The organism is Aliiroseovarius marinus, from assembly GCF_004360145.1.
Lineage (GTDB): Bacteria > Pseudomonadota > Alphaproteobacteria > Rhodobacterales > Rhodobacteraceae > Aliiroseovarius > Aliiroseovarius marinus.
Genome location: NZ_SAIT01000003.1, coordinates 88,756 through 108,549 on the forward strand (window position 1 = coordinate 88,756; position 19,794 = coordinate 108,549).

Here is a 19,794-nt window from a genome sequence, read left to right on the forward strand (position 1 = left end):
CCGGAAACACCGGGTCGGCAGCTTTCCGCTGTGCGGGCGTCAGGTGGACAGTTGCGTGCCGAACAGGCGGCAGATCTCGGGCCTTTCGTCGGTGATCCCGGCCAGACGCAGTATGTGCCACACAAGGGCGGTGTTGCTGGATAGAACCGGGATGCCCAGCTCGGCCTCGAGCAGGGGAATGACATTCAGGCAACGCAGATTGGTGCAGGCAATCACAAGCGCATCGCATGGGGTCTCGGCGGTCTTGGCGACCCGCAGGGCCGCGTCGTGAATGGCGCGCTCAGAGATCCGCGCGACCACGCGGTCATCGCCTTCCTCGAACGATCCGCCCGCGGTGATGGTGAAGCCTGCATGTTCAAGCTTTTCGCGCATCTTAAGCGACACGTCCGGGATATAAGGCGTTATGAAACCGAGATTATTCACGCCCAAGGATCGACCCGCCGCGATCATTGCAGCGAGCGGATCTGTCACTTTCGCCTCAGGGCGCACGCTTTGGATCGCCGCCGCGACATTGTCGGATCCGATCACGGTCGAGGCCGAGGTGCAACCATAGCCGATCACGTCGAACGAAAGCGAGGACGGAAACAATTTCGCCGAGGCCGGCATGTCATCCAGCATCCGCGCCAGAGTGTCTGCACGTATCTCGCTGACCATCGGGATGCGGCTGTGATAGCGGGCAACACCATCCAAATCCGCCATGCGGGCGAATTCGCTTTCCAGCGTTTCGTCGGTTTCCAGAACGATCATGCCCAGATTGGCGCGCGTTCCGATCCCTTCGTCCGTGTCAAACTCAAGCTTCAGCATGTGGCCCTCAGATCACCGGCAATTCGGGTGCGGCGCGGATGGTCAAAAGCTGCGCCCCATCTGCCCGCACGACGATGTTTTCCTCGTGCACCATGATGCGCCCATCGCCGTAGGAAAGCGAGGGCTCCAGCGTCAGCACCATGTTTTCCTCGATCACCGTGTCGTCAAACGCGGCATGCGATGGCCATTCGGTCAGTTGCATGCCCAGCCCGTGTCCCAGCCGCCCGACATCTCCGCCCTGATCGTCCAGTTCGGCGATCACGGACTGCATGGCGTTGAACAGCTCGCGGCAGGTGGTGCCGGGGCGGGCAGTGGCGATCCCGGCTTCGGTCGCGCGCCATAGTACGTCATAGGCACGGCGCGAGGCATCGTCGGCCTGACCCACGGCCCAGTTCCGGTCGAAGTCACAGTAGTACCCATCCCACGTGGCACCAGTGTCCAGCATGAAGATGTCGCCGCGCTGAAGAGGCCGGGGCGAGGGCGGTGAGATCACGTCATGATAGCCCCCTTGATCGGCACCGCCGACCAAGTAGGGCACGTCGTCTGCCCCTTGAGACAGCGCCTCGCGGCGGAACTGGCGAAACAGGTCTTCGAACGCCATACCTTCCCGCGCGATCTGCGGGACCGCGTCGAAAGTGCGTGAGCCGATGGCGCAGATATGTGACAGCTTCTCGATCTCGGCCTCGGATTTGACCATGCGCAGGGCGCGGATCAGGCCGGTTGCGTCCGCGATCTGAAGGCCGGGAAGGGCGGCCATCAGACGTTCATAGTCGCCCAAGGGCATACGCAGGCTGGTCTCATGGCCTTTCATCACGCCCAGATGGGCCCCGGTCGCGGCCAGCGGAGACAGAAGCTCGGTCAGCAGGCTGATCCCGTCATCCGCCGGGGCAGGGGCGCTCCAGGTGCGGATGTCGTCGATCCATGTCTGTCGCATCAGCTCCGCGCCGATCTCCGGGATGATCGCGATAGGTTTGCCTTGGGCTGGAACGAACAGAAACCACGGTCTCGTCGGGCTTTGCCAGAACAGCGTATGAAAGCCGCTGAAATAGCGGACTTCGGGTTCAGTCAACAACAGCATCCCGTCCAGACCTTGCTGCGCCATCAATCCTTGCGCCTTTGCGGTACGGGTGGCGAACTCGGCCACGGGAAAGCCCCGCGCAGGGGCAAGTGGTGCCTTAGACATGGTCGGCTCCGGCCATAATCGCCTCGTAGATCGCGGGGTCGGTCACACCTTCGGATCCGATCAGCAACACACGCGAGGTTTCGTCCAGCCCCAGTGTGTCGGAGAGCGCCGGATCCTGACGGGCCGCGATCACGGCGGCCAGCCCAGCGACAGCGCTTTCGCCAGCTTCGACCTCGTCGTCGCCGGTTTCCGCGTTGGCCAGAAGGCGCACGGTGGGGGCCACGATGCTGTCAGGAATGGTCAGGAAGTCTGAGGCCTCTTCGGACAGGATTTCCCACGCCATTTCAGAGGGTTCACCGCAGGACAGCCCCGCCATGATGGTTTCTTCAGCAATGGCGAACGTGGTGGCCTTGCCTGCCTTCGCGCTGTCAAACAGGCAGGCCGCGAGGTCTGGTTCCACGATGACCACGCGGGGGGCGTTATCCTTGTAGAACTGTCGCAGTCCCGCCGCGACCGAAGCCGCAAGACCGCCCACGCCGCCTTGCAGGAAGACATGGGTGGGGGCATCCGCAAGGGTCTCACAGACCTCGCGCGTCATCACGCCATAACCGGCCATCACGTCGCGGGGCGGCTCGGTATAGCCTTCCCACGAGGTGTCGGACACAACGAACCAGCCGTTTTCCTCGGCCTCGGTTTTCGCCAGAACGACGGACTCGTCATAGTCACCTTCAATGCGGATCACATCGGCACCCAAGTCGCGCATCGCCTCGGCGCGGCCTTCGCTGACCTCGGCGTGGATATAGATGCGGCAGGGGGCGCCGAACCGCTGACAACCCCACGCCAAGGACCGCCCGTGGTTGCCATCGGTGGCCGACACCAGTGTGATTTTGGCGCAGGCATCGCGGTGTTTGCCATTGCGGATGTCTTCTAGGCTCACGTCGCGGCCCAATAGCGCGCTTAGCTCGCGTTGAAGCACGCGCAGGGCCGCGTAGGAGCCGCCAAGCGCCTTGAAGCTGCCCAGCCCGAACCGCGGGCCTTCGTGTTTATAGTCGATCCGCGCAACGCCCAGCTGCTTGGCCAACCCAGCCAAAGACACAAGAGGCGTAGGTGCGTAGCCCTCCCACGCCATGATCTCGTTACAGGCATTTGCGAAGTCCTGTTCGGACAGAACGCTGAACGCGGCTTTCGCCGGGGCGGGGGAGCCTGCTGTGTGGTGCAGGGTCGCCGTGCTGAAAATATCCTTCATGATCAGTCCTTTCGGGTGGGCAGGCGATCCTGCACAAGCTGGGTCCAGAACGCGGCCCCGATGGGCAAAAGCGCGTCGTTGAAGTCGTAATCTGCGGCATGCAGGGGCTGGCCATGCGCGCCGTCGGTGCCGTTGCCCAGAAGCAGGAAACAGCCCGGGACGGCCGCTGCAAAATGGGCGAAATCCTCCGAGAAGCTCATCGGTTGGCGGTCGGGGATCACGTCGCACCCGGCGGCCTTGGCCGCGCGACTGACGGCCTGTGTCGGTTCGTCTGCATTGATGGTTTCAATGAACTCGGTCTGGAACTGCACCGTGGCAGTCACCCCGTGCGCCGCCGCCACGCCATCGGTGATCTGACGCATGAAGCGTTCAACAGCCAGACGATCCTCGGGCGCGCGGGCGCGGACATCGCCTTTTAGCACCGCTTGACCCGGCAACACATTGCGCTGCCCATCCGTTACGAATTCCGTCACCGAGACCACAACGCCCGCTCCCGGTGCCAGCTTGCGCGCTACGATGGTTTGAAGGGCCGTGACCAGTTCTACCCCGACTGTGATCGCATCCACACCGACTTGCGGCATCGAGGCATGTCCACCCTGACCGTGCACCGTGATTTCAAAAAGGCTTTCGCTGCTGCAGATCAGCCCGGGACGGGTCGAGACCTGACCAACCGGCGCACCGGGCAGGTTGTGGATGGCATAGACCTCGTCGACCGGGAAGCGCTCCAACACGCCTTCGTCAATCATCGCCCGCGCGCCCAAGCCGTGTTCTTCGTTCGGTTGGAACAGGAAGACGACGGTTCCATCGAAATCGGCATCCTTCGTCAGCTTTTCGGCCGCGCCCAGCAGCATGGTCATGTGCCCGTCATGGCCGCAGGCATGCATCACACCAGGTGTCTCGGACGCGTAGTCATGGGTGGTGTTTTCCAAAATCGGGAGCGCATCCATGTCCGCCCGCAGCCCGATCGCGCGGTTGCCCGTGCCCTTGCGCAAGACACCCACGACGCCCACGCCCTCATGCACCTCGATCCCGAGGTTGCGCAGATGCTTTGCCACCCGCGCTTTGGTGTGCTCTTCCTGAAAGCCCAATTCCGGCTGGCGGTGAAATTGTCGCCGCATCTCGGTCAAATGATTCACGCCACCCTCCTGATCTTCTTACGTGTATCCTAGTGCGTCAGGTGGGACTGTGAACGTCTAAGTTTTGCAAAAACGTTCCGAAATAGATTGCGTATTGTGCAGATTGCGATGATTTTCGGAACATGGATGACAAAGACCTACATATTCTACGGCTGGTGCAAGAAAACGCCCGCCTGACTGCAGAGACGATCAGCGAGCGCGTCGGGCTGTCCCCCGCGGCCGTTCAGAAGCGATTGAAAAAGCTAAGAGAAGCTGGTGTGATCGAGCGCGAGATCGCCGTGTTGTCGCCAAAAAAGCTGGACCGAGATCTGACCGTGATCGTCGAGGTTTTGCTCGAACGGGAGAATCGCCAGCAACTTGAAGAATTCAAGAAAAGGATGCGCACCGCGCCATCAGTGCAGCAGTGTTATTACACCACCGGCGAGGCTGATTTCCTGCTGATCCTGTCGGTGCGCGACATCAAGGAATACGAGGCCTTTACGCAGGAGCATTTCTTTGATGCCTCCAACATCAGCCGGTTCAAGACGTCAATCGTCATGGATCGGGTAAAGCGCTCACTGGACGTGTTGTAAGGCGTCCTGCTGATCCGGTTTGCGCCGTCTACGTGCCGTGCCGATAAGATATGCAAAGGCGGCAACGGACAGAAACGACAGGACCAAACTGATCTTCTCGCTGATATGATAGGGTAGGGTCAGATGGATCGACTGCCCGTTGAAGCCACCTTCCGGGGCAAGGACTTCGATCACGCCGAAATCGGGATTTGCAGAAAGGTGAAGAGGGGTTCCATCGTCAAGTTGCCCCGTCCAGAACTGCCAATACTGGATCGGAAGCACCAGCTTCTGCTGATCGGGCATATTCTTGATGATGTAAGACCGGGACGCGCTTTCAATGACAACGCCATCGGGCAACTGCTTGCTCACGTCTTTCGCCATAAGATCGAGGATCTCGGGGACGACCAATACGTATTTCTTGTGGGACAGCGTGATATGAAAGCGCTGTTCGATCGCTTTGCTTGTTTCGGGGCTGAGATACTCCATCGCGGCATTGGGCATCGTTGCCTCGTCATACCCGGTCATAATGGCCTCGGCCGATGGCTGAAGGATCTTGTAGAACGGGGCCAGAGCCATGAATGTCAGTATGATCACCAGCCGCGAACGGGTGTGAACCGGTGTTCGTGCCAACACGGTCATCACGGCAATGCTGGCTGCAAAGTCATTGAACACCAGAAAACGCCACGGAAACTGTACTTTCTGAATGATCCAGGCATCCCAAATGGGTGCCGAGACCACCGAGTTCATCAGCATTGTCAGAGCCACCGGGACTACAATCCAGACCAGCAGTGGGCCTCGTGCATAGATCAACGAGATCCCGACCACGGGAACAGTGGCCAGGAACGCACAAAGCATTATCCATGATGTCTCGGAATGCTGTGGGCTGGAAGTGGCCCCCCATAGCCACGTATTTGCCTCGAAGAATCCCGAGAACAGGATGTGAGGGGACACTGTGTCTAGTAACGAAAGTGCGGGAACCCAATAGAAGCTGGACATGAGCATGCCCAGAAGCCCCCAAAGCGAAAGCGAGAGCAAGAATGGCCTAATTGACTCGTTTGTGCGCCATTTTCGAACGGCGCTGACCAGCGCAACGGCCAAGAAAACATGCGCGGCCAGCAGGGTTGTCGGTAGATGGCACAGCGCAAGTCCTGCCACCCCGATTGCGACAATCCAGCCATGCCTGCCGTCGCTCCGAACCGAGTCAACGCCCAACGCAATAAGGGGCAGGAAGGCAAATGCTGCAAATTCGCCAATGGCCTGACGCATGAACCAATCCAGCCACAGGTGATACGGCAAGACGAGATACACAAGGCTTCCCAGCAGTGACATTTTGGGGCTGAAATAGCGGCGAGCAAACAGAAAGAACGTCGCGCCGCTGAACAACCAAAAGAACGCTGCCGTCAGAAGCAGTTCGGTACTGGTCGCGCATCCCGGGCAGAGCGGCGCGATCAATCCACCGGCGGTCCAGAAGGGCAATGGCCCATAGAAGAAGAAATCATGGCCACCCAAAGAACTCCAAAGACCGGGTAGGTGTTTTGGGTAGGGGCTGGAAAGCGTGAGTGTTGCGCCAAACTCCGCGGCCCAAGTGTGGTTGAAGCTTGCGCTCGCCCCATCGGACAATCCGGCGGCAAAGAACAGCACAAGACACAGTGCGCCGATGCCGACGACGAAAAACCGACGGGATAACAGTTGCTTATTGATGGGCACGGTGACCAACACGAACGCTCGAAATCTAAAATCTATCTAAAATGGAGAAGATCTGATCTCGTTTGTCGCACAGCCCTGAAGGATGTGTCCATATAAAAGACCTTGGGCGCCGCGAACAGCACCACGGTGCGCTGGAAGTGGAAACTTGGGCCAAAACAACAAAAGCGCCCCAAGCTGGAGCGCTTTTGTTGTTTTTCAACCTCTTAGAGGAAGGTTGGCTCCGGCGGTAGGGATCGAACCTACGACCAATTGATTAACAGTCAACTGCTCTACCGCTGAGCTACGCCGGAACATGGGGGGCTTATAGCCAGCGCGATTCCGGGCCGCAAGAGGCGAAATTAATTTTTTTCACCCCTCATTCGAAAAATTGCGTTGGCCTCTAATTGGGGCGTGGCGGCGACGATTTCCCGGGTGGCCAGATCGATCAAGTGGGCAAAGACATTCCGCTCGGCAGCGGGGATCAGAGCGTCGGGGGTTTCGGTATAGATTTCGCGGGTCAGCGCGGGGACAGTGGCGTCTTCCAGGCGGGATAGGGTGGCCAGGATCTCGGCCTCGCGGGTCAGGCGGTGGTTGATCAGCCAGCTTAGCCGCTCGGCGGGCGTGTCGATTCTGTCGCCGTGGGCAGGGTAGTAGACGCGGTCCTGACGCGCTTGGAGCTTGCGACATGAGGCCATGAATGCGGTCAGGTCACCATCGGGCGGCGAAACCAGAGAGCTGGCCCAGCCCATGATGTGATCCCCCGTAAAAACAACGCCTTGGGTCGCAAAGCTGATGTGGTTGGCGAAGTGGCCGGGGGTCCAGATCGTCTCGATCTTCAGTCCGCCCGCCGTGAAAACCTCGCCATCAGACAGGGTGATGTCACAGGTAAAACTGGCATCCACGCCTTCGCCGCCGGATTTCAGGCCACGCGCGACCAGATCGTGCATGACTGCGCTACGTCCAGCCATGGCATTGCCAAAGGCCAAAACAGGGGCGCCTGTGGCGTCGGACAAGGGGCGGGCCAGCGGCGAGTGATCCAGATGCGCGTGGGTCACAAGGATTTGGGTGATCCGTTCACCGGGCTGCAGCCCATCCAGAATGGCCTGCATATGGGAGGGATCGGCAGGGCCGGGGTCGATCACCGCCACATCGCCTTCGCCCATAACAAACGTGTTGGTGCCCCAATAAGTCATAGGCGAGGGGTTGTGGGCGATGATCCGGCGGATGCCGGGCTCCATCTGCTGCATGATACCTGCGGCGGGGCGATCTTTCGGCTCGGATACCATCAGCTGTCCTTTCACTGTGTTTCCACCTTCCTGACGCCGCACCCTGCGCTTGGCAAGCGCGTCGCCGCGTCATAGGGTCGGGCCATGTCGCAGACGAACCGCCCCCACGGCGCCAATTGGCGCGATTTCGCATGGCTAAAGCAGTTCATGCCGCGCGGGCTGTACGGACGAGCGGCGCTGATTCTGATTGTGCCGATCGTGTCGCTGCAATTGGTGGTGTCCGTTGTGTTCATTCAACGCCATTTCAACCGGATTACAGTGCAGATGACGGATGCTGTGGTCGCCGAAGTGTCGCTGATTGTCAGTCAGGCCAATGCCTCCAAGACGGTGGATCAAGCTCTTGAGGCTGCACGACGCATTGCCACGCCGCTGGACACCCGGGTCGCTTTGCCCAGCGATCCCGTCACCACACAACGACAACTTTCTGATTTCACCGGGACTCGAGTCGTCAGCACGTTAGAGCAGGGGCTTTCTGACCTGATCGGGGTTGATCTGGAAACCAATCGGGCTTTGGTGACCATGGCTATCTCTACAGACCATGGCATCCTGCGCGTTGTGCTGAATCGCGACCGCGTCTCGGCCACCAACCCGCATCAATTGCTGGTCCTGATGGTTGTCACGGGATTTCTGATGACCTTGATTGCCTATCTTTTTTTACGCAACCAACTGCGTCCCATCCGCCGTTTGGCCCGCGCGGCCGAGGCCTTCGGGAAGGGGCAGGTGCTTCCGTACAGATTGGCGGGCGCGACCGAGGTCCGGGCGGCTGGCAAAGCCTTTTTGGACATGCGCTCGCGCATTGATCGGCAGATTGAACAGCGCACCTTGATGCTGTCGGGCGTCAGCCACGATTTACGGACGCCTTTGACGCGGTTGCGTCTAGGGTTGTCGATGCTCGAGGATGACGCGCGCGATGATCTTCAGCGCGACGTGGATGAAATGGAGCGTCTGGTCGACGGATTTCTGGGATTCGCGCAGGCCGATGCGCTGGAAGACGCGCCCGAGCAGGTGGATCCGGTCGAATTTGTGCATCACTTGGCTGAAAACGCCCAGCGGGCCGGAATGAATGTGACGCTGGGCGAGGTCGCGGATCTTGATGAACGTCCTCTAAGGCGCGCCTCTCTGGAACGGGCGTTGGACAATCTGCTAGGCAATGCCACACGCTATGGCTCTCGCGCGCGCCTGTCCTTGATCCAAGGGCGGGGCGATTTGCGGTTCGTGATCGAAGACGACGGACCGGGCATTGCCGTTGAAGACCGCGAGGAGGCGTTGAAACCCTTCGCCCGTCTGGACAAAGCCCGCAACCAGAACAAGGGGTCCGGCGTTGGGCTGGGTCTGTCTATCGCCAGCGACATTGCACGCGGCCACGGGGGGCATCTGCGGCTGGGGGACAGCGCGGATCTGGGCGGTTTGAAGGTCGAACTTGTGCTGCCGCTGTAAGGTGGTCGCAAACAAGCTCGACACGGCGCAATTTGACCTGTCTTCTGGACCAAATCGAAAGGAATGCCTATGGCCGTCACTGCCTCTATGCCCAATATTGCCCACTGGAATGAACGTGTTGATATGGCCGCGGCCTTTCGCTGGACCGCGCGTCTGAACATGCACGAGGGCGTCGCGAACCATTTCAGCCTCGCGGTGAATGACAGCGGTACCAAGTTCCTGATGAACCCCAACCAGATGCATTTCGCGCGAATCCGGGCCTCGGATCTGCTGGAAATCGACGCGGATGATCCCAGCACGATGGACCGCCCGGACGCGCCGGACCCGACCGCCTGGGGTCTGCACGGGGGCGTTCACCGCCACTGTCCCCACGCGCGCTGCGTGATGCATGTGCACTCGATCCACGCGACGGTTCTGGCGTCCTTGGCGGACAGCAATCTGCCGCCCATCGACCAGAACTGCGCGACGTTCTACAACCGCTATGTGATCGACGATGGCTATGGCGGCTTGGCGTTCGAGGATGAGGGCGAACGCTGTGCCGCTTTGCTAACCGACCCCAAGGTAAAGGTCATGATCATGGGCAATCACGGAGTATTGGTGATCGGAGACAGCGTCGCCGACACGTTCAACCGCCTCTACTATTTCGAACGCGCGGCCGAGACCTATATCCGTGCCCTGCAAACCGGCCAGCCCTTGCGTGTGCTGTCAGATGAGATCGCCGAGAAAACCGCGCAGGAGCTGGAAGAGTACCCCGAGCAGGGGGATCGGCACATGGCCGAGCTGCGGGCGATTTTGGACGAAGAAGGCAGCAACTACGCCACATAGGCACCGTAGGGTAAATGGCCTTCGTGATGCGCAGGATGCGGCATCACGAAGGACCTTCTCAGGCGACCTTTACGACCACTTTGCCGAAGCTGTTGCCAAGCAAGACATCGTTCAGCGCTTGGGGCGCGTTCTCGATGCCGTCGACAACTTGTTCTTTATAGTGGACTTTTCCTTCCGCCAGCCAGCCAGTCATGTCCTTCACGAACTCCTGATACGTGCTGATCGGGAAGCTGTCGAAAATGATGAAACCCTGCACTTTGACCTTCATCCGCAGGATCGTGCTCATGATCATGGGGCCGAAATCCGGCCCGTCCGGCAGACCTGTCAGGTTGTACCACGCCACCACGCCGCAAACCGGCATACGTGCGAACGGGTTGAGCAAGGGCAGGACGCCATAGAGGACTTTTCCGCCCACATTGTCGAAATAGACATCAATGCCGTCGGGGCAGGCGGCCTTAAGCTGTTCGGCAAAATCGTCGGCTTTGTGGTCAATGCAGACATCAAACCCAAGGTTCTCGACAACGTGCGCGCATTTCTCGGCGCCTCCGGCGATGCCGACGGTTCGGCACCCTTTGATCTTGGCGATCTGACCTACGGTGGCCCCAACCGGACCTGAGGCTGCCGCGACCACGACGGTTTCACCAGGCTTGGGCTCTCCGATCTTCAGAAGCCCGGCATAGGCGGTGTATCCCGGCATGCCCAGAATGCCCAATGCCCACGACGGATTGCTGGGGGTTGCGCCCAAATTAACGACCTCGGTCCCGTCCGAGATTGCGTAATCCTGCCAGCCGCTGCCCGCGAGCACACGGTCCCCCACGACGAATCCGTCAAGATTCGAGGCCATGACCTCAGCAACCACCTGACCGGTCATCACCCCGCCGATTTTCACCGGCTCGGCATAGGATTTCGCGTCATTCATGCGACCACGCATATAGGGGTCGATCGACAGGAACTCGGTCCGCAACAGCATTTCGCCGTCTTTCGGGGTTGGAATGTCGACGCTTTCAAGGCGCAGAGTATTTTCGTCGGGAAGCCCCACGGGGCGTTCTGCCAGGACGATGCGGCGGTTTTTGGTCGCGGTTTGTGGCACGGGTTGCTCCTGTCTTTGTGACAAAGATGCTAGCCGTGAACGCACGCCCGTGCGAGCGGATAATCCGCTTTTTCTGCGCAGTTCCAGTAAGGGAATGATGGTAGGCCCGGCAGGATTCGAACCTGCAACCAAAGCGTTATGAGCGCTCTGCTCTAACCGTTGAGCTACAGGCCCACTGCTACTCTTGGTGGCGCTATTGCTAGCAAACTGGTCCGTGGGGTCAAGCAAGCCGTAGACTCTTTCTGCCCCTTACGCTATCGCAGGCGCAGAATTTTTGCCGCGCGACCACAGCCACCATGGGGGACAGACATGAGCGACGCATCCAAGGGCATCACATACGCAGACGCAGGCGTGGATATCGACGCGGGCAACGCGCTGGTTGAGCGCATCAAACCAGCCGCAAAACGCACCAACCGTCCGGGCGTGATGGCCGGTCTTGGCGGCTTCGGCGCGCTGTTTGATCTGAAGGGCGCGGGGTTCAAGGATCCGGTTCTGGTCTCGGCCACCGATGGCGTGGGCACCAAGCTGCGCATCGCGATTGACACCGGCAATGTGGACACGATCGGCATTGATCTGGTGGCCATGTGCGTGAACGACCTTGTGTGTCAGGGTGCGGAACCTCTGTTCTTCCTCGACTACTTTGCGACGGGCCGTCTTGAGACCGACAAAGCCGCGCGGATCATCGAAGGCATCGCCAAGGGCTGTGAACTGTCGGCCTGCGCGCTGATCGGCGGCGAAACCGCAGAAATGCCGGGCATGTATGAAGATGGTGACTTTGACCTCGCCGGTTTCTCGGTCGGCGCGATGGAGCGTGGGACCGACCTGCCCAAAGGCGTCAAAGAAGGCGATGTGCTGCTGGGTCTGGCCTCGGACGGCGTGCATTCGAACGGCTATTCGCTGGTGCGCAAACTGGTCGAGGTCTCGGGCCTTGGCTGGGACGCAGATTGCCCGTGGGACGCCAACATCACGCTGGGCGAGGCTCTGCTTGCCCCGACACGCTTGTACGTGCGTCAGGCGCTGGAAGCCGTGCGGGCAGGGGGCGTGCATGCGCTGGCCCATATCACCGGCGGCGGCCTGACCGAAAACCTGCCACGCGTTCTGCCAGAAGGGCTGGGTGCCTTGGTCGATCTGGACGAATGGGAGCTGCCGCCCGTCTTCAAATGGCTGGCTGCAACAGGTGGCATGGATCAGGCCGAGATTCTGAAAACCTTCAATGCCGGCCAAGGCATGGTGCTGGTGGTTGACGCGCAGGCCGCACAACCGCTGACCGATCTGCTGACCAACGCGGGCGAGACCGTGACCCAGCTGGGCCGCATTCAGAAGGGCGAAGGCGTCAGCTATCTGGGATCGCTTCTGTGAGCGACACCGCCAAGAAACGGGTCGCCATCCTGATCTCAGGCGGCGGCTCGAACATGGTGACACTGGCTGAGTCGATGACCGGGGATCACCCCGGGCGTCCTTGCCTTGTGCTGTCGAATGTGCCCGACGCCGGGGGGCTGGCCAAGGCAAAGGCGATGGGCATTCCCACCGCTGTCGTCGATCACCGTGACTTCAAAGGCGATCGCGAGGGGTTCGAGGCCGCTTTGAACGCCGTTTTGGAAGACGCTAACCCCGACATCATCTGTCTGGCCGGTTTCATGCGGATCCTGACCGAAGGATTCACCGGCCACTGGGCTGGGCGCTGCCTGAACATCCACCCGTCGCTTCTGCCGAAATACAAGGGTCTTCACACCCATCAGCGTGCGCTGGATGCGGGCGATGCCGAAGCAGGGTGTTCCGTCCACGAGGTTACCGCCGAACTGGATGGTGGCCCGATCCTTGGACAAGCCCGCGTGCCGGTCGCGCCGGGCGACACGGCAGACACGCTGGCCGCGCGGGTTTTGGTGCAGGAACACAAACTGTACCCTGCCGTGCTGCGCCGGTTTGCGGACGGGGACAAAACCCCGATCCTGCTGCCCTAAAGTCGCAGTCGTTCGGCATCATGGCGCAAGGCTTCCCTTTCAAGGCGTTTCCCCTTAAACCCGGGCGAAACCCGTATCTGGTACGGTAAAGAGCAGGTAGAATTATATGATCACGATCACGACCACCGAGGCCCTGGAAGAATTTTGCATCCGCGCGACCTCGCACCCTTATGTGACCGTTGATACCGAGTTCCTGCGCGAACGGACCTACTACTCCAAGCTGTGCCTGATCCAGCTGGCTGTGCCGGGCAATGACGAACAGGACGCCGTTCTGGTCGATCCGCTGGTCGATGGCCTGTCGCTGGAACCGCTCTATGAGCTCTTTCGCGATGAACGCGTCGTCAAAGTGTTCCACGCCGCCCGTCAGGATCTGGAAATCTTCTTTGTCGAGGCTGGCGTCTTCCCACGCCCGCTGTTTGACACACAGGTCGCTGCGATGGTCTGCGGCTTTGGCGATCAGGTCGGCTATGAGACGCTGGTGCGCAAGATCGCACGGGCCCAGCTGGACAAATCCAGCCGCTTCACCGACTGGTCGCGCCGCCCGCTGACCGACGCCCAGAAGAAATACGCGCTGGGGGATGTGACCCACCTGCGTGGTATCTACGAATATCTGTCGGACGAGCTGGACAAATCGGGCCGCGCCCATTGGGTGCAAGAAGAACTGACCAGTTTGACCAGCCCCGAGACCTATATCATTCACCCGGAAGATGCGTGGAAGCGTTTGAAAACACGCACGAATTCAGGTCGTTTCTTGGGCGTCGCGAAAGAGCTTGCACGCTTCCGCGAAGGCTATGCCCAGTCGCGCAACATTCCCCGCAACCGGGTGATGAAGGACGATGCGCTGCTAGAACTCGCCTCGACCAAGCCGCGTTCCCTGCAGGAGCTTGGCCGCTCGCGCCTGCTTCTGCGCGAGGCGCGCAAGGGGGAAGTGGCCGAGGAAATCCTGCGCGCCATCGCAGTAGGGTTGGAGATGCCGCAAGATCAGCTGCCCAAGGCACCCGATCGCTCGAAGGAAAAGCTGCAAGTAAACCCGGCCTTGGCCGACCTGCTGCGCGTGCTGCTGAAAGCGCGCTGCGAGCAAGAGAAAGTCGCACAGAAACTGATCGCCTCAGCCGCGGATCTGGACGCCTTGGCTGCCGGGAAACGCGATGTCGCGGCTTTGACCGGGTGGCGCGCCGAGGTCTTCGGCGACGACGCCCTGCGCCTGTGCGAAGGCAAGCTTGCGCTGGCCGCCAAGGGCCAACGCGTCGAGGTTTTCGAAGTCTAAGTAAGCCTTAGCGGCGCGCCGAACGGCTGCTATTGGCGCCCACGACGCGGATCGTGCGAACGCCCTGAAGCTTGATGTCCGACACGAAGTGCCCGACATAGACCTCGCGCTGTTTCGGTCGACCGGTCTGGGTGCGATAATAGGGCTCGGTGATCCGGAACATATAGGTCAGCACACCGTTTTCAGCCCGCTCGAAGTTCTCGGGCACCAGTTCGGCATCCCAATATCCAAGGCGCGGCGGCAAACCTTTCGCGCGAATGATGGCGCCCCCCTGAGCGCGCAGAATCTCAAGCTCGACAACCTCGGCCACAAGCCCGCGGGTGTCCTGATCATCCAAAAAGCCGCCTTCCGGGATCAGCGCGACTTCCTCGACGCCATCCGAACTAAACCAATTGAACGGATTGAGGTTCACACTTCCACCGCAGGCCGTCAGTGCCAGCAATGATGCGGTCAGCAAGGTAGGGGCAGCAAATCGGCGGAAATTCATGTCGGCTCCTTTATCTATGCCCAAAGGGTTAGCCCATGTCAGCGCCTTTGAAAAGACAGCAATCCGCACCAAGGCTGGACCTTTGGCCGCGCAAGGCTTAGGTGATGGCAAAAGCACGAAAGGATCCCCCATGGCCAGCCCAGCATTTGAAGAGATTGTCGAGGATTTCGCCTTCTTGGATGACTGGGAAGATCGCTATGCGACGGTCATCGATATGGGTAAATCGCTGCCCGATATGGATCCGGCCCTGAAAGTGCCCGCCACCAAGGTCGAAGGCTGCGCCAGCCAAGTCTGGTTGCACCCGGAAATCACCGATGGAAAGTTCAGCTTTTCGGGCGACAGTGATGCGATGATTGTGAAGGGCCTGATCGCTGTCCTGTCCGCGCTCTATACCGATCAGCCCGTGTCCGAGGTCGCCAAGATCGACGCTGCTGCCGAACTCGCGCGCCTTGGCCTGAACGAGGCCCTGTCCTCGCAACGCTCGAACGGGCTGCGCGCCATGGTCGAACGGATTCGCCAATACGCGTCAGAAGCGGCCTGATCCTCTTTTTCTTGCCTCAAGTATCCCGGGGTTCGAAGGCTTCTTGGAAACTGTCCGGGGGACAGTTTCGCCTGAGAACGGGCGGAGCCCAAGCCGTAGGCGCGGGGGCAGAGCCCCCACAGGCTCACGCAGTGAGCCCGCTCAGTGCGGTTGCCAGATCCCCATACCCGGTGAAGCGGCGTTCATACGCCAGCCCAAGACGCTCAGCTGCGGTCTCGGCCATTTTGTCCAGCTCGGGATTGTCGGTCTGGGCCAGATACATCAGTTTGGTGTAATGGCCGAAATACATGTCGCGCAGTTGGGGATGACGGTCCAAACCCAGCGGCTTGATGACGAAGCTTTCGAAGCCGCGCGCTAGGAAATCGGTCAGATAGAACACGTCAATCTCGCCTTCAGCGCGGGCGGAGAACGCGTCGTTGCCCTCGAAAAAGGAATAGCAATGCGGGCCGCGGATCATCTGGATCCCCAGTTCGTCACACAGCGCGTCAAGCTGCCCGCCAGTGCCGCAATCGGCGTAGGCTAGAAATACGTGGTCATAGTCGTCGCGATGCTTGCCCACGGCAGCGCGCACTGCATCAGGGATCTTTTCCGGCGAATTGTGCAGGATCGCGGGCAGGCAGGTCAGGCTCATGTGATCCCAGCTGTTCAAGCGGATCAGAGCCAATATTTCATTGGCGAGCGCGCCACAGGCCAAGATCAGAACCGATCCCGAGCCTTGGGTTACATCAAGCCCGTCATGGGTCAGTGCGTCGTCATTCAGCATCAGTCGTCCCGTCCCGCATTCAAGGCCCGCCATGCGATCGACGCCAGCATCACAAGCGGCAGCAGTGCCATCGCAACTTGACCATTTAACTGCCCAGCAGCCGCTGCCCACCCGGCAACCAGAACCGTCAAGCCGCCAGCGGTGATCACCATCGAGATCAGAAAGATGAAACGCGTTTTGCTCATAGGATCAATCTGGGGGTGGGCGGGGAAAAAGAAAAGGCCCCGCCAGATGGCGAGGCCCAAAATCTCGGACTAAACCCGCATCGGGATCAGTGCGCGGCCAGCTGGTTGTGCTTGCTCGCCATGTATTCCTTGGCGGTTTCAACGGCGACAGCTGCATCACGGCAATAGCTGTCAGCGCCGATGGCCTTGCCGAACTCTTCGTTCAGCGGTGCGCCGCCAACCAGAACAGTGTAATCGTCGCGGATGCCTTTTTCGACCAGCGTGTCGATCACCACTTTCATGTAGGGCATGGTGGTGGTCAGCAGGGCCGACATGCCAAGGATATCGGGCTCTTCTTTTTCCAGAGCTTCCAGATAGGCTTCGACCGCGTTGTTGATGCCGATGTCCACGACCTCGAACCCGGCGCCTTCCATCATCATCGACACAAGGTTCTTGCCGATGTCGTGGATGTCGCCCTTCACGGTGCCGATCACCATCTTGCCCATGCGCGGCGCGCCGGTTTCGGCCAGCAGCGGCTTCAGGATTGCCATGCCGGATTTCATCGCGTTCGCGGCCAGCAGAACTTCGGGAACGAACAGGATGCCGTCACGGAAGTCGATGCCCACGATGGTCATGCCGCCGACCAGCGCATCGGTCAGAACGTTGTACGGCTGCCAGCCACGTTCCAGCAAAATGTTGACGCCTTCTTCGATCTCTTCAGCGAGACCGTCATAGAGGTCGTCATGCATCTGCTGCACCAACTCTTCATCGTTGAGTTCGCTCAGGATGATATCTTCTTCTTGATCAGACATGTGCGTCTTTCCCTGGCTGGAGGTCTATTTCATATCCCCTAATGCGACATCTTGGCGCTTTGGGTCTGGGCAATTTGCGACATGGAGTGCCCTTTCACCGACCTGAAGGCAAATGAATATTCTGCGCCATAATAGTGAATTTCATTTGATTGTTCTGCAAATGTTCCTATTTTGACCCCATGGAAAAGGTGGGTTCCGACAGAATTGATGCAGATTGCCGTCGCGGCAGAGGGGCGGCTACTAATGCCACGGGTCGATTCGAGGAATTTCAGCGCGAACGCGTTGATGATGGCTGGACCGAAGAACCTTTGCCACCGTTCCGCACCGAGGTATCTATCGAGCGTCCGCGCTCTGTCATCACCCGCAACAGCTCGCCCGATCTGGCCTTTGACCGTTCCTTGAATCCCTATCGGGGCTGCGAGCATGGATGTATCTATTGCTATGCGCGGCCGACCCATGCGTGGCTGGGCTATTCCGCTGGATTGGATTTTGAGACCCGCCTGATTGCGCGTCCCGATGCGGCCACGCAGCTGGAAAAAGAATTGCGGCGGAAGAGCTATCAGGTGGCCCCGCTGGCCCTAGGAACGAACACAGATCCGTATCAGCCGATCGAAGGGCAATACCGGATCATGCGGCAGGTGCTCGAGGTGCTCGAGGCATTTCAGCATCCGGTTCTGATCATCACCAAAGGCACGCTGATCGAGCGGGATCTGGACATCCTGTCGCGGATGGCGGCCAAGGGGTTGGCGCAGGTGGGGATCTCGGTCACGTCGCTGCAAGCCGATCTGTCCCGCAAGATGGAGCCCCGCGTGCCAAGCCCGGTGCGGAGGTTGCGGATGATCGAGGCGCTGTCCAAGGCCGGGGTGCCGGTGCGCGTCATGGCCTCGCCCATCGTGCCGGGACTGACGGATCACGAGCTGGAACCGATTCTCGAGGCTGGGCGTGATGCGGGTGCGGTGGCCGCAAGCTATATCTTGCTGCGTTTGCCCGGTGAGGTTGCACCCTTGTTTCAGGATTGGCTGGACGAGCACTATCCAGACCGCGCCGCCCGCGTCATGAACCGCGTCCGCGAGATGCGTGATGGCAAGGACTACACGTCCGAGTTTGGCGCGCGTTTTGTCGGGCGGGGTGTGGTGGCGGACCTTCTGAAGCAGCGATTTCAGAAAGCCTGTCAGCGGCTTGAGCTGGTCAAGGATCTGCCGGATATGCGCTGTGATCTGTTCGAACCGCCCTTGCAGCAAGGGGATCAGCTAAGCCTGTTTTAAAAGGTTTCAACAGACGGTTGAGGCGGGAAGATTAGTCGATATGCGTGTACGCAGCTGACGTTGCGGGCGTTTCGAAATGGACTTGTGCCACAAGTTCATTCCGAAACGCTTTGGGTCCGTAGAAGGACCCGCGCCTGCGGCGGGCAGGGGGCGCGCGCTGCGCGCGCGCCCGGTCTGTTTGGAATTGGTGTCGATCAGCTGCGACGGCGGCGGGTCCGGCGCGCGGGCTGGTTTGAATCGTCACCGGTGCCGTCCGACGCAGACGAGAACCCGCCAATCGCGTCCGAGATCTGGTCCAATGTGGGGCGCGTGCCGCTTGCGGGGCGGGTTTCGAGCGCTTCGCGCATGGCGCGCAGGTGCTCGGGCGTCGTACCACAGCAACCACCGATAATTTTGGCGCCACAGTCGCGGGCCAGAACGGCGTAATCCGCCATCAGCTCGGGCGTGCCATCATAGTGGATATGGCCGTCCACATATTGAGGAATGCCTGCGTTGCCTTTCGCAATAATCGGGCGCTCTGATCCTTGGGCGGCGAAGCCCAGCACCGTGCGCAGAAGGTCAGCCGCGCCCACGCCACAGTTGGCGCCGAAGGCGATCGGCGGGTTCGGCAGGGTTTCCACCATCTTCGCCAGATCGGCCGAGGTCACGCCCATCATGGTGCGTCCGGCAGTGTCAAAGCTCATCGTACCACACCACGGCATGCCGGCCAGTTCGGCAGCACGCGCAGCGGCTTTGTATTCTTCAGGCGCCGAGATGGTTTCGACCCAGAGCACATCTGCACCGCCTTCTTTCAGGCCTTCGGCTTGCTCGTGGAACATCTCTACCGCGCCGTCGAAGGTCAGCGAGCCCATCGGCTCCATGATTTCGCCGGTTGGACCGACCGAGCCTGCCACGATGACGGTCCGGCCCGAGGCATCAGCCACTTCGCGGCCAAGCTCAGCGCCTACGCGGTTCAGCTCGCGCACGCGGTCCTGTGCGTCGTGCAGTTTCAGACGCGAGGCATTGCCGCCGAAGGTGTTGGTCAGGAAGATATCCGACCCGGCCTCGACCGGGCCACGATAGAGCGCGCGGATGTTGTCCGGCTTGTCGACGTTCCACAGTTCCGGCGCATCGCCCGAGGTCAGGCCCATATTGAACAGGGTCGTCCCGGTGGCGCCATCCGCCATCAGCCAATCGCGTTCGTTCATCAGTTTCGTCAGGGCATCTGTCATGGGTGTCTCCGTTCACCGCTGGTCTTGGCGCTACCTGCCACGTAACGCCGCCCGGCGCAAATGCAATACGCTCATGTTGCATTTGAATGGCGTTCACATGCGCATCATGTTGCGTGGGTGCAGGTTCGGGCTGCCGACC

20 protein-coding genes and 2 tRNA genes are annotated in these 19,794 nt (G+C 60.2%); 8 read left to right on the plus strand and 14 right to left on the minus strand.

What is annotated here, in order from left to right:
- Window positions 1-39 precede the first annotated feature (39 nt).
- Genes EOL43_RS10130 through EOL43_RS10145 form a run of 4 tightly spaced genes read right to left on the minus strand, consistent with a single transcriptional unit; the run spans window position 40 to window position 4,291 of the window.
- Entirely contained in the window at window positions 40-804 is a 765-nt protein-coding gene (locus EOL43_RS10130; RefSeq protein ID WP_240686524.1) for a maleate cis-trans isomerase family protein, read from the minus strand.
- Between the two features lie 7 nt (window positions 805-811).
- Entirely contained in the window at window positions 812-1,987 is a 1,176-nt protein-coding gene (locus EOL43_RS10135; RefSeq protein ID WP_133488163.1) for a M24 family metallopeptidase, read from the minus strand.
- On the minus strand, window positions 1,980-3,173 hold the full coding sequence (locus tag EOL43_RS10140) for a diaminopropionate ammonia-lyase (protein ID WP_133488165.1): 1,194 nt from the start codon (window positions 3,171-3,173) through the stop codon (window positions 1,980-1,982). The genes EOL43_RS10135 and EOL43_RS10140 overlap by 8 nt, the downstream gene beginning before the upstream one ends.
- A 2-nt stretch (window positions 3,174-3,175) precedes the next feature.
- Window positions 3,176-4,291, minus strand: a complete 1,116-nt coding sequence (locus tag EOL43_RS10145; RefSeq protein ID WP_133488840.1) for an amidohydrolase — start codon at window positions 4,289-4,291, stop codon at window positions 3,176-3,178.
- Window positions 4,292-4,431: 140 nt separating this feature from the next.
- Between EOL43_RS10145 and EOL43_RS10150 the strand changes: the two genes are divergently transcribed.
- Window positions 4,432-4,881, plus strand: coding sequence for an Lrp/AsnC family transcriptional regulator (locus tag EOL43_RS10150; protein WP_133488167.1), 450 nt, complete (start codon window positions 4,432-4,434; stop codon window positions 4,879-4,881).
- Here the strand turns inward: EOL43_RS10150 and EOL43_RS10155 are convergent.
- From EOL43_RS10155 to EOL43_RS10165, 3 genes are all read right to left on the minus strand, one after another.
- Window positions 4,864-6,579, minus strand: coding sequence for a glycosyltransferase family protein (locus EOL43_RS10155; RefSeq protein WP_133488169.1), 1,716 nt, complete (start codon window positions 6,577-6,579; stop codon window positions 4,864-4,866). The genes EOL43_RS10150 and EOL43_RS10155 overlap by 18 nt on opposite strands.
- A gap of 203 nt (window positions 6,580-6,782) precedes the next feature.
- Window positions 6,783-6,857 (minus strand) — tRNA-Asn (locus EOL43_RS10160).
- Between the two features lie 48 nt (window positions 6,858-6,905).
- Window positions 6,906-7,832 carry an MBL fold metallo-hydrolase gene (locus EOL43_RS10165; protein ID WP_133488842.1) on the minus strand — a complete coding sequence of 309 codons (927 nt, stop codon included), beginning with the start codon at window positions 7,830-7,832 and terminating at the stop codon, window positions 6,906-6,908.
- Window positions 7,833-7,916: 84 nt separating this feature from the next.
- Between EOL43_RS10165 and EOL43_RS10170 the strand changes: the two genes are divergently transcribed.
- A complete protein-coding gene (locus EOL43_RS10170) occupies window positions 7,917-9,269 on the plus strand; it encodes an ATP-binding protein (protein WP_240686525.1) in 1,353 nt (450 codons plus the stop codon).
- Window positions 9,270-9,338: 69 nt separating this feature from the next.
- Window positions 9,339-10,094 (plus strand): class II aldolase and adducin N-terminal domain-containing protein, encoded by a 756-nt coding sequence (locus tag EOL43_RS10175; protein WP_133488172.1) that lies wholly within the window; start codon window positions 9,339-9,341, stop codon window positions 10,092-10,094.
- A gap of 58 nt (window positions 10,095-10,152) precedes the next feature.
- On the opposite strand, the gene EOL43_RS10180 is transcribed toward EOL43_RS10175, so the two are convergent.
- On the minus strand, window positions 10,153-11,184 hold the full coding sequence (locus EOL43_RS10180) for an NADP-dependent oxidoreductase (RefSeq protein WP_166636233.1): 1,032 nt from the start codon (window positions 11,182-11,184) through the stop codon (window positions 10,153-10,155).
- A 98-nt stretch (window positions 11,185-11,282) separates the two neighbouring features.
- Window positions 11,283-11,358, minus strand: a tRNA-Ile gene (locus EOL43_RS10185).
- Window positions 11,359-11,493: 135 nt separating this feature from the next.
- Between EOL43_RS10185 and purM the strand changes: the two genes are divergently transcribed.
- The 3 genes from purM to rnd all read left to right on the plus strand — a co-directional run bounded on the left by purM (window position 11,494) and on the right by rnd (window position 14,412).
- Entirely contained in the window at window positions 11,494-12,543 is a 1,050-nt protein-coding gene (purM, locus tag EOL43_RS10190; RefSeq protein WP_133488176.1) for a phosphoribosylformylglycinamidine cyclo-ligase, read from the plus strand.
- A complete protein-coding gene (purN, locus tag EOL43_RS10195; protein WP_133488178.1) occupies window positions 12,540-13,145 on the plus strand; it encodes a phosphoribosylglycinamide formyltransferase in 606 nt (201 codons plus the stop codon). Before purM ends, purN begins: the two co-directional genes overlap by 4 nt.
- A gap of 106 nt (window positions 13,146-13,251) precedes the next feature.
- Window positions 13,252-14,412 (plus strand): ribonuclease D, encoded by a 1,161-nt coding sequence (gene rnd / locus EOL43_RS10200; protein WP_133488180.1) that lies wholly within the window; start codon window positions 13,252-13,254, stop codon window positions 14,410-14,412.
- A gap of 7 nt (window positions 14,413-14,419) precedes the next feature.
- Here rnd and EOL43_RS10205 read toward each other — a convergent pair whose 3' ends face one another.
- Entirely contained in the window at window positions 14,420-14,899 is a 480-nt protein-coding gene (locus EOL43_RS10205; protein ID WP_133488182.1) for a hypothetical protein, read from the minus strand.
- Window positions 14,900-15,029: 130 nt separating this feature from the next.
- Here EOL43_RS10205 and EOL43_RS10210 point away from each other — a divergent pair, with 130 nt between their 5' ends.
- On the plus strand, window positions 15,030-15,440 hold the full coding sequence (locus EOL43_RS10210) for a SufE family protein (RefSeq protein WP_133488184.1): 411 nt from the start codon (window positions 15,030-15,032) through the stop codon (window positions 15,438-15,440).
- A gap of 124 nt (window positions 15,441-15,564) precedes the next feature.
- On the opposite strand, the gene EOL43_RS10215 is transcribed toward EOL43_RS10210, so the two are convergent.
- The 3 genes from EOL43_RS10215 to EOL43_RS10225 form a co-directional block, all read right to left on the minus strand.
- Window positions 15,565-16,203, minus strand: a complete 639-nt coding sequence (locus EOL43_RS10215) for a DUF1638 domain-containing protein (RefSeq protein ID WP_133488185.1) — start codon at window positions 16,201-16,203, stop codon at window positions 15,565-15,567.
- Window positions 16,203-16,388, minus strand: a complete 186-nt coding sequence (locus EOL43_RS10220) for a hypothetical protein (protein WP_133488187.1) — start codon at window positions 16,386-16,388, stop codon at window positions 16,203-16,205. Before EOL43_RS10220 ends, EOL43_RS10215 begins: the two co-directional genes overlap by 1 nt.
- A gap of 86 nt (window positions 16,389-16,474) precedes the next feature.
- Entirely contained in the window at window positions 16,475-17,179 is a 705-nt protein-coding gene (locus tag EOL43_RS10225) for a corrinoid protein (protein WP_133488189.1), read from the minus strand.
- Between the two features lie 179 nt (window positions 17,180-17,358).
- On the opposite strand from EOL43_RS10225, the gene EOL43_RS10230 reads away from it, so the two are divergent.
- Window positions 17,359-18,444, plus strand: a complete 1,086-nt coding sequence (locus EOL43_RS10230; protein WP_133488191.1) for a PA0069 family radical SAM protein — start codon at window positions 17,359-17,361, stop codon at window positions 18,442-18,444.
- 194 nt (window positions 18,445-18,638) lie between these two features.
- On the opposite strand, the gene bmt is transcribed toward EOL43_RS10230, so the two are convergent.
- Window positions 18,639-19,655 carry a betaine--homocysteine S-methyltransferase gene (gene bmt, locus EOL43_RS10235; protein WP_133488193.1) on the minus strand — a complete coding sequence of 339 codons (1,017 nt, stop codon included), beginning with the start codon at window positions 19,653-19,655 and terminating at the stop codon, window positions 18,639-18,641.
- Window positions 19,656-19,794 lie beyond the last annotated feature (139 nt).